Source organism: Brevundimonas sp. (genome assembly GCF_031412435.1).
Lineage (GTDB): Bacteria > Pseudomonadota > Alphaproteobacteria > Caulobacterales > Caulobacteraceae > Brevundimonas.
Genome location: NZ_JANODA010000073.1, coordinates 21,894 through 30,998 on the forward strand (window position 1 = coordinate 21,894; position 9,105 = coordinate 30,998).

A 9,105-nucleotide genomic window follows, 5' to 3' on the forward strand; every position below is an offset into this window, starting at 1 on the left:
CCGCTAGTTGTTTGCAGGAGCCCAGCCCATGCGGGTGCGGATCAAGACCTGGCTACCGGCCCTCGCGGGCGCCGCCGGCCTCTGGAGCCTGGCCAGCGCCGCCGGCTCCGCCCAGTGCACGGCGGGCTGCCCGCCGCCGCCCCCGCCGCCGTGCGACACGGGCTGTCAGCCTCCGCCCCCTCCGCCTCCCCCGCCGCCGCCGCCGGATTGCTGCGAGCATCCCGGACCGCCGGACTATCCGCCGCCGGGCGACATCAACATCAACGTCAACGTCAATGCGAACGCCAACTCCAACGCTTCGGCGGCGGCGCGCGCCGGGATCAACGCTCGTGTGGGCGGCTACGGCAATCTGCGCGGCGGTGGCGGCGGTTCGGCCTATTTCAGCGTCGAACAGCCCTATCCGACGGTCATCCAGAACCTGAACGTCGAGGCCGGGGCGGTCGCCCAGGTTGTGCGCGTACCCTACGAAGCTCGCCGTCGCTGGGAAAAGCGCGTCGTGATCCAGGCCTTCTGCATCGACGATCGTGACATCCCGCATCCTGCGTCACAGGTCATTCCCGACCGCGACATCGCCGACAGCTATGAGGGCGAACTGTTCCGCTGCATCGCCGGCACCCATTTGCAGGTCACATGGTCCGAGTGGTCGGGTCAGGTCGGCCATGGCGGTCAGGGCGGCGAGACCTTCGCCTGCGAGAAGGGCAACGCCCTGTGGCGCGACCGGTCCGGCGCGATCACCTGCCGGGTCCAGCGTCAGGAACGCGACTGCAACGAGCGTTCGCTGCTGCGCCGCTACGGCGCCGGCGTGAAAGTGGTCACCTGGATCCGTGAGGAGATTTACACCGAATACCGCGAGGAGACCGTGATGGCGCAGGGCGCTTCGATCGTTGGCGCGACCATGATGCTGGACGGCGGGGTCGGCGGCCGGGTCTTCTAGAAACCGTCTGCGTTACCTGAACGGCGGACAACGCGACGTTCAGCCTGAGCGCATCTGTTGGAGCGTAATGTCCGATCGTCGGTCATCGCCGGCGATCCTGAGTGAAGACTTGGCCCCGGAGCGAAAGCCCCGGGGCCTTTTTCGTCCTACTGCGCAGGAGTCGCCGACGAGACCACCGAGGCCTTCCACGCCTTGTCCTGGACCAGATACTGGCGGGCCGCAGCCTGGACGTCCGCAGGGGTGACCGCCTCGAAGTCGGTGATCAGGGTTGTGATCTGCTCGACCTCGGCGGGGTCGGCCGCGACGCCCTCCAGGGCTCCCAGCCAGAACTCGTTGCCGGCCTGGCTACGACGCAGCGTTTCGATGATCGGAGCGCGCGCCCGGGTCAGCTCATCCTCCGTGATCGGCGTGTCCCGCAGAGACGCGGCGATCATGTCGACCGCTTCGAACAGCCTGGCCTGGTTCTCTGGCGTCGTCTGCGCGGTGACGGAGATGGAACCGTAGCCGGCATAGACGTCCGAAGACGAGGCGCCGACACCGGGCGAATAGGCCAGAGCCTGTTTCTCGCGGACTTCCTCTGTGACGCGCAGCTCCATCACCGCCGCCAGAATCCGGGCCTTGCGCGACTGCGTCTCGTCGCCGATCGAATCGGTCGTCGGCCAGGCGATATAGCCCAACGCCTGTTCGGCCGGCCCCGTGTGGGTCAGACGCACCGGCTCGGCCGTGCCGGCTGGGAAGCGCAGGATATCCGCACCGACCGCCGGCGTCGGAGCGGGGCCGCGCGCGGGCAGGGCGGCCAGGGTCGCGCTCACAGCGGCGATCGCGGCGTCGACGGTCACGTCACCCACCATCACGACATCGACCGGCCCCTGCGACAGGCCTTCGATCAGATCCGACTTGAGCTGATCGTTGGTCCAGGCGGCCACGTCCGTCGCCGTAGGCAGACTCTGACGGGCGTCGCCGGAGGCCAGAAGCGCGCCGGCCTGCAGGCCGAAGGCGCCGCCGGGCGTCGCCATCTGCTGGGCGATGATTTGCGGCCATCGCGTCTTGATCTGTTCGAAGGGCGCGGGGCGCACAGCGGGGTCGGTCAGGAAGGCGGTCAGGACCTGCATCTCCAGGTCCAGATCCTGCGGACGCGTGGCCCCCGACAGCTGATAGGCGTCGCCCCCGACCGCCAGGTTCGCGCCGTATATGCGGCCGCTCAGGACCCGGTTCAGCTCGTCGGCGGTAAGCTTGCCCAGGCCGCCTGCTGTAAAGACGAAGCCGGCCAACGAGCGGGGATCGCTGCGGTCCGTCGGCAGGCCCAGTTCGCCGAGACCGGTGCGGACGCTCACCAGGATCTGCTCGTCGCGGAAGGTCGTCGGCTTGACGGTCAGGGTCGTGCCGTTGGCGAAGGTCACGACGGTGGCGCCGATGTCGGCAATCTCGCGGCGCGACGTCGGCTGGGCCGGGGCTCCGAACTCGGCGTACGGCCATTCAAGGGCGGCCTGGGCCTGCGGGGCAGTGACCGCCACGGCCTGGGACGCTTCCAGCATCGCTGTCACGGCCGCCTCACCGCCTTCGATCGGCTCGGGGGTCACTACGGAGGCCAGCGGGCCCTGCCCCTGGAAGACCGAGGCGACGGCGGTATTGACCGTGGCGGGAGTCAGTCCCTCGACCGTGCTGTTGAAGATTTCGAGCGTCGTCTGGGGCGTTGCGAAGACGCGATCGGCGTTAACGGCGTTCAACAGTGAGTTGGCCAGGCCAGGGGTGGTGCGGGTCGCAACGGCCGCCACAGCGTTCTCCAGCCGGGCGCGCGTGTCCGTGATCTCGCGGGCCAGCTCGGCGTCGGTCACGCCGAACTCGACCAGACGGCGTTTCTCCTGCTCGATCGTCGACAGCGCGCGCTGAAGACCGCCCGGGTTGAAGGCCGCGGTCACGAACCCCCGGTCAAGGCTGTTGAAGAAGGTCTCGCTCTGGCTCCCGGCGGCGATGAAGGGCGGATTGTCGGCCCGCGCCAGCTCCCCGAGACGGCGGTTCAGGACCGCCAGGCCCAGGCTGCGCACCAGTCTCGACCGCCGCTCGGCGAGGGTGTCGGGGTCGAGATCGGGATTCTGGATCCAGTTCAGCTCCACGGTGGATTGCACCCCCGGCTCGACCAGAATGCGGGTTTCGGCCCCCCGGGTTGCGACCTGACCGAGGTCCGGTTCGGGACCATCCGCCGCCTTGGGCTCCCACCCTTCGAAGGCGCCGCGGATTTTGGCCTCCATCTGGTCGACGTCGAAATCACCGACGGCCAAGAAGGTCGCCCGCGAAGGGCGGTAATAGGCTTCGTAGAAGGCCACGAAACGCTCCCGGGGTGCGGTCCGGATCACGTCCATATCGCCGATCGGGAGTCGTTCGGACGCCCGTTGGCCAGGGGCGAGCAAGGCGAGCTGGGCCTCGAAGGCCCGTCGACCCGGCGAGTTGCCGGTCCGCTCCTCGCCCTGGATGACACCCCGCTCCGCGTCGATCGCGTCCGCGGCCATCAGGGCCTCGGACACCTGTTCGCGCATGATGCGAAGGGCCGCATCGACCGTCTCGTCATCCGTTCGCGGCAGCTCCAGAATGTAGGCGGTCTGATCCAGACTGGTGAAGGCGTTGGTATCGGCTCCGAAAGCCAGGCCCAGCCGCTCGAGGATACGCAGCAGCTCGTTCTCCGGGATATTGGTCGTCCCGTTGAACGCCATATGCTCCATGAAGTGGGCCAGGCCCTGCTGGTCGTCGGTCTCCATCAGCGAACCCGCATCGATCCGCAGACGCAGGCTGGCCTGACCCGGAGGCGTGGCGTTGCGCAGGATCGCGTAGCGCATGCCGTTGGGCAGGACTCCGAAGCGAACGTTCGAATCGGCGGGAATGTCACTGGCGGACTGGGCCCACGGCGCCGAAGGCTGGGCCGTTGTCTGGGCGACGGCAGGCATGGCGCTGAGAAGCGCCAGCCCGGAGGCGGCGACGAGAAGAAGGCGACGGACGTTGGACATGCAGGCTCCGGTGGAACGGTAGCCGCACCGGGGCAGGCGCGGCCAAACAGAGATGACGATATGAACCCGACGGTCCCCCCGCCGGTTGTCATCACCTTCGCTCCGAACCGGCGCGGGTGTAAAATGAACTTTACGTCAGGTTCCCGGACGCGAGACGTAGAAGGTCGCGGCGTTGCCGATGGCGTTGGCTCCGGTGGCCACCGCACGGCCGCTTCCGCGAATGGTCGTGGAGGCGGTGGCTGTGACGTTTCCGGAGTTCGTCTGGACGTTCGTGACATCCATCGTGCCGTCGCAGGCGGAGCAGGCATAGCCGGTGACCGAGTTGCCCACGGCCTCGGCCGCGACATGGGCATCGTAGCCGTTCGTGCCTTCGAAGGTCGACGAGACCTCGACCCCGCCGGAGTTCACCTGGGAATTGTCGATCTGCAGATAGCGATCGTTGTTGCCGATCGAGACCTCGTTGCCGGTCCCGTAGGCGTTCGAGGTCGCCGCGCCGAAATCGTAGCTGGTCACGCGGCTGGCGGTCTGGATCCGGGACAGGTTGGACTGGTCGCTCGTCACGACGGCCGAGCCGCCCTGATTGTAAAGCACCGCCTGGTTGCCCGTGGCCCGCGCCCGACCGGCCAGATCCCAGGCATTGCCGGAGTTGGCGCTGGTGGAGGCGGTGACCTGATCGCCGGCCTGACGCTGGCGGATGGTCAGGTCCTGGCTGGAGGCGACGCCGGAGTTGACCAGGACGGAGTTGCCGATCGACTGGCTGATGAACTCGCCGGTCTCGGGGATGTATTGAGTGCCGGCGAAATTGTCGGCGCGAACGCCGGCCGAGGAGTTCTGTATCACCGTGCCCTCGACATGGGAGCCGCTCGCCCCGATTGCGGTCGAGTTGGCGATGGCTGTGACACCGATCGAGGCGCCGCCGATCAGTCGCGCATTCGATCCGGTGATCGTGGAGGAGGCTGTGACCTCCGACGGCTCGACGCTCTGGTTCGACTCGATCGTCAGGTCGGCGCCGTAGGCCCCGGCCGCCAGATAGTTGCCGCGCGCCTGGGTCTCCGCATTGACCGGTCCCTCGGTGTCACCGGTCAGCGTCATTGTGGTCGTCGCACGGGTATTGCCGCGCATGGTCTGGGTCGAGGTCAGGGCCAGCGAATCGTTCTCGACCGAGCCGGACAGGCTGTTGCCCTGGGCGGCGTTGTTCACGGCCACTTCGCCGGTCGCGCCTTCGACGTTCAGGGTCTGGCCCGCGATGACGTCGCCGAGCTGAAGCTGCTGGTTCAGGACGATCGAACGGTCCTGAGCGAAGGCCTCAGTAGCGGCTGCGACGCACATCGCCGTCGCGGCCAGCGTGCCAGCGAGACGGTTCGGCGCGAGTCTGGCCATTGTTCGTTCCCGTGTTGTCGTAAGCGGCGTAGTAGCCGCCGGTCCCGCCCACCGTGTTCAGAGGGTCGTTGGCGGTGTCGAGGCAGACTTCAGGGCCGGGCGCGCCGTACAGGTTGGCCATCATCTCCACGGTCGCCCGCTCTATCAGGGCGCGGACCGCCAGCTGGACCGGCTCCATCCCGCCCGTTCCCGCCGATACGTCGAAGACGTTGCCGTTGAGGAAGTCGAAGACGCCGGCGGAGATTTCGCGGCCGATGATCTGCTTCTGGTAGGAGATGACATCGACGACCTCGAGCGTGGTGGTCTGAACCAGACGCAGGTCCAGGGCGATGTTCATCACATAGATCTTGCCCTGCAGGATGCCCGAGCCGGGGACGTCGGTGTCGGTTTCCCCCACGGCGGCGTCGAAGCCGGCCGAGCGGATGTTGTAGTTCACCTCGGTGATGCCGCCGACGATGTAGAAGTCGGAACCGGGCACCTGACCCGCGAGGATGCGGCGATAGTTGGCGTCGGCGGGCTGATCGGGACCTTCGTCGCCGATCAGGCGGTTGTTGGCATAGCGCAGCTCCATCTCCGAGATGGAGGTGTCATAGCGCTCGACCATCCGGGCGCCGGACTTGGCCAGGGCGGAGAAGGCCATCAGCGAGGCGCCGCCGGTGATCTGACGGCCGCCGTCGGCGGAGACCGTGCCTGTGTAGTCGCTGATCCGCCCGATCGCCATGCGGGGCGAGGGCAGGTTGTAGCGCCTGGCGTAGTCAGCGAGGCAGTAGAGCGCCGGGGAGTAGGGGGTCGGGTTCGCCGTCACCGGCGCATTGCCGATCGGCCGGGCGTAGAGACCGCCCGGTCCCGCTACGGGACTGACGCAGGCAGACAGGAGCGCGGCGACCGCGACGGCGACGACGCCGCCTCTCAGTCGGGGAGAAAGGGTGCGCGGGATCATTCGAAGCCTGTCAGGGTGCCGGTCAGATCCGTTCGGGCAGTGACATTGCCCGTATTGGTCTGGCGCGAGTTGACGATGACCGTGTTGTGGCTGCCCTGGACCACCACGTTCAGATTGTTGCCGATTGCGGTGGAGCCCGCGATCGTCGTGCCCTGCGAGGCGCCGACGCCCCCGGAGTAGGTGTTCGACACGCCGCCGGACTGGCGGGAATAGGAGGAGGCGCCGGCCTGGATGATTCCATCGACGATCAGGCGATTGCCGTTGGCATCCCGCGTCGATCCGGTCTGGGCCGCGCTGACCGACTGCCGCGCGCCGCCATAGCCGTTCTGCATGCTCGACAGCCCGGCCGAGCCGCTCGCCTGCGCGAAAGCTGCGACCGGAGCCGCCAGCGCGACGGCCAGCAGGGCGATGGACGTCCTCTTGAAGGGCATTTCGGCCAATCCCACGCATACACGATCAGCGGCCGCGAGGCGCGGTCCGCGTGCCAAAATGGGATATGGTTATTAAGAAGCGCTTATTGCTGTGCTTGATACGGCAAGTCGTTGGTCGCCTGGGGCGATACCGCCCGATTTTCGAAGGCAGGACAGGAAGCGCTTGAGATCGCTGCCGCCTTTCCGCATTTGAGCGGGATGGAGCCAATGCCCGACCGATTCGCCGGTCCGCCCCCGAGGGAACGCATCTTCAATGCGCCGCTGCTGGCCGTGCTGCTGGCCGCCTCGATGCCGGCGCTCTACGTCTTTCAGGAGCGGTCCCGCGACAACTGGCTGGGGCTGGCCTTCGCGCCCATCGATCTGGCCGACGGGCGCTACAGCGGGCTGGTCACCTCCATGCTGGTGCACGGCGGCTGGGTGCATGCGCTGATGAATGCGGTGGCGGCTCTGACCTTCGGCGCGCCGGTCGCGAGGCTGTTCCGCGGATCCGTCGGCGTGGGAGTGTTTCTTGCACTTTATATATGCGCCGGAATTTTTGCGACGCTGGGCTATGGCCTGGTCCACCTCGGCAGCCCCGATCCACTGGTCGGCGCGTCGGGCGCCGTTTTCGGCCTGATCGGGGCCGCGACTCGCCTGCTTGGCGGGGGAGGGCGGGTCCTGCCCCTGACCAGTCGCGGGGTCATCACCACCTCCATCGCCTGGATGGCCGTCAACGCCGTCGTCGGCCTGATCGGGTTCGCGCCTGGAGTCGACGGCGCGAGAATCGCCTGGGAGGCCCACGCCTTCGGCTTCCTGTTCGGCATTCTGGCCATCGGCCCCCTGGCGCGCCTGTTCGCGCGGCCGGACGAAAGGTTTGATTCGTCGGGCGGTCTGGGCGATCCTCTGAACTGAAGCGGCTCCAAGTCCTTCGGGCCGGCGGCCGCTCCCAAGAACACAAGGGAAGGAACCGCACTGTGCTGGTCGCTGAAATCCTCAAAAACAAGGGAGGTGACGTATTCAGCGTTGCGCCCGACATCACCCTCGCCGACGCCTGCGCCGAGCTGGACAGCCGGCGGGTCGGCGCCCTGATGGTCTGTGACGGCGATCGCGTGGTCGGCGTCATCTCCGAGAGGGATGTGGTGAAGGCCGTCGCCGCAGATGGGGCTGCCGGTCTGGGCAAGCCGGTGTCCGCCTATATGACCAGAGAGGTGGTCTTCGCCGAGCCGGGCGAGACAGTGGCGATTCTGATGGAACGGATGACCGACCGCAGGATCCGCCACTTGCCGGTGCTGAAAGACAACCGGCTGAGCGGCGTGATCTCCATCGGCGACGTGGTGAAGTGCCAGATCGCCGAGGCCACCCAGGAAGCCGAAAGCCTGCGCACCTATATATCGGCAGGCTGAGCCGTTGAGCGACAAGACTCGCTGAACCCGACTCCGCGCGAATCTTCGTGCGCCACGAAAATGCCGCTTGCGGACGAAGATGGCCCTACTTATATCGCCACCTCGCTCGGAGACGGGCTGGCCGCCGGGGCCTCGGGGACGCAAGTCGCCAGGGACCAGGAGGAAAAAGGAGAATAGAAACTCCTTGCTTCCATGGCCGGTTCCACATAGTCTCCGCGCTCCAATCGAATCGCCTCGGTAACGAAACGGGGAAGCCTCAGAGGCTTTCCCGGGTGGTATTTTGCGGACTGGAAACCTCGGTTTTCGTCTCCGCAGAATGGCTCAAAAAGCCCGGTTGACACGGAGTTCGGCCTTCTTTAGGTAGCCGCCTCCGCCGCCCTCCAGGGGGTCGGAAACGCCGACAGAAGTTCTTTTAAAAGAACTACTTGACGCAGAAATTGGAGGCGACTACATCGCTGCCTCCGCCGACTTTCGAGACGGTGACGACGCTGAAGCCGTTCTTCTGAAGAACTGGTTGACGCGGAAATCGGAGGCGACCAAGACGCCGCCTCCGCCGAGTCCCACGGGGTTCGGGACGGCCCCAGGAACTCCTTCTAAAAGAAGTTCTTGACACAGACTTCCGAGGCGACTACATCGCCGCCTCCGCCGTCACCGGGCGTTAAACGGTGGGGCCGGTTCTCCGGCTTCTACGGTCTTTGAAATCGTTGATCTGGAAAGAGAAACGCAGGCGGCGGTGTCCTAGCGATAGTCCTTCGGGACTGTCTATCGACACTGACATCTGCGGTCTTTTTGAAAAGACACCATGACGTCGCTCTTCGGAGAGGCGTTCGTGGGATCTCGTCAATAATACGTAGAACTAATGCCAAATCGGATTTCGATCCGATCTGCTTAGGTCAGAAGTCAACTCAACCTGAGAGTTTGATCCTGGCTCAGAGCGAACGCTGGCGGCAGGCCTAACACATGCAAGTCGAACGGACCCTTCGGGGTTAGTGGCGGACGGGTGAGTAACACGTGGGAACGTGCCTTTTGGTTCGGAATA

The 9,105-nt window shown here is 66.3% G+C and carries 7 protein-coding genes and 1 rRNA gene; 4 read left to right on the plus strand and 4 right to left on the minus strand.

Going from position 1 to position 9,105, the window contains the following annotated elements:
* Positions 1-28: 28 nt before the first annotated feature.
* Positions 29-934, plus strand: coding sequence for a hypothetical protein (locus RMO01_RS14130; protein ID WP_309629696.1), 906 nt, complete (start codon positions 29-31; stop codon positions 932-934).
* A gap of 146 nt (positions 935-1,080) precedes the next feature.
* On the opposite strand, the gene RMO01_RS14135 is transcribed toward RMO01_RS14130, so the two are convergent.
* The 4 genes from RMO01_RS14135 to hfaA all read right to left on the minus strand — a co-directional run bounded on the left by RMO01_RS14135 (position 1,081) and on the right by hfaA (position 6,684).
* Positions 1,081-3,933 carry an insulinase family protein gene (locus tag RMO01_RS14135; RefSeq protein ID WP_309629697.1) on the minus strand — a complete coding sequence of 951 codons (2,853 nt, stop codon included), beginning with the start codon at positions 3,931-3,933 and terminating at the stop codon, positions 1,081-1,083.
* Between the two features lie 135 nt (positions 3,934-4,068).
* Positions 4,069-5,313, minus strand: a complete 1,245-nt coding sequence (gene hfaD, locus RMO01_RS14140) for a holdfast anchor protein HfaD (protein ID WP_309629698.1) — start codon at positions 5,311-5,313, stop codon at positions 4,069-4,071.
* Positions 5,240-6,253, minus strand: coding sequence for a holdfast anchoring protein HfaB (hfaB, locus tag RMO01_RS14145; RefSeq protein WP_309629699.1), 1,014 nt, complete (start codon positions 6,251-6,253; stop codon positions 5,240-5,242). Before hfaB ends, hfaD begins: the two co-directional genes overlap by 74 nt.
* Positions 6,250-6,684, minus strand: coding sequence for a holdfast anchoring protein HfaA (gene hfaA / locus RMO01_RS14150; RefSeq protein ID WP_309629700.1), 435 nt, complete (start codon positions 6,682-6,684; stop codon positions 6,250-6,252). The genes hfaB and hfaA overlap by 4 nt, the downstream gene beginning before the upstream one ends.
* 207 nt (positions 6,685-6,891) lie before the next feature.
* On the opposite strand from hfaA, the gene RMO01_RS14155 reads away from it, so the two are divergent.
* From RMO01_RS14155 to RMO01_RS14165, 3 genes are all read left to right on the plus strand, one after another.
* Positions 6,892-7,575 carry a rhomboid family intramembrane serine protease gene (locus tag RMO01_RS14155; RefSeq protein ID WP_309629701.1) on the plus strand — a complete coding sequence of 228 codons (684 nt, stop codon included), beginning with the start codon at positions 6,892-6,894 and terminating at the stop codon, positions 7,573-7,575.
* Positions 7,576-7,637: 62 nt separating this feature from the next.
* Positions 7,638-8,066 (plus strand): CBS domain-containing protein, encoded by a 429-nt coding sequence (locus RMO01_RS14160; protein ID WP_309629702.1) that lies wholly within the window; start codon positions 7,638-7,640, stop codon positions 8,064-8,066.
* Positions 8,067-8,972: 906 nt separating this feature from the next.
* Positions 8,973-9,105, plus strand: a 16S ribosomal RNA gene (locus tag RMO01_RS14165); the annotation flags it as partial.

What these genes read in the sequence shown, in the direction of transcription:
- hfaB (WP_309629699.1), bottom strand. Translation starts at nt 6,253, where the DNA reads ATGATCCCGCGCACCCTTTCTCCCCGACTGAGAGGCGGCGTCGTCGCC.
- RMO01_RS14130 (WP_309629696.1), top strand. Translation starts at nt 29, where the DNA reads ATGCGGGTGCGGATCAAGACCTGGCTACCGGCCCTCGCGGGCGCCGCC.
- RMO01_RS14135 (WP_309629697.1), bottom strand. Translation starts at nt 3,933, where the DNA reads ATGTCCAACGTCCGTCGCCTTCTTCTCGTCGCCGCCTCCGGGCTGGCG.
- hfaA (WP_309629700.1), bottom strand. Translation starts at nt 6,684, where the DNA reads ATGCCCTTCAAGAGGACGTCCATCGCCCTGCTGGCCGTCGCGCTGGCG.
- hfaD (WP_309629698.1), bottom strand. Translation starts at nt 5,313, where the DNA reads ATGGCCAGACTCGCGCCGAACCGTCTCGCTGGCACGCTGGCCGCGACG.
- RMO01_RS14155 (WP_309629701.1), top strand. Translation starts at nt 6,892, where the DNA reads ATGCCCGACCGATTCGCCGGTCCGCCCCCGAGGGAACGCATCTTCAAT.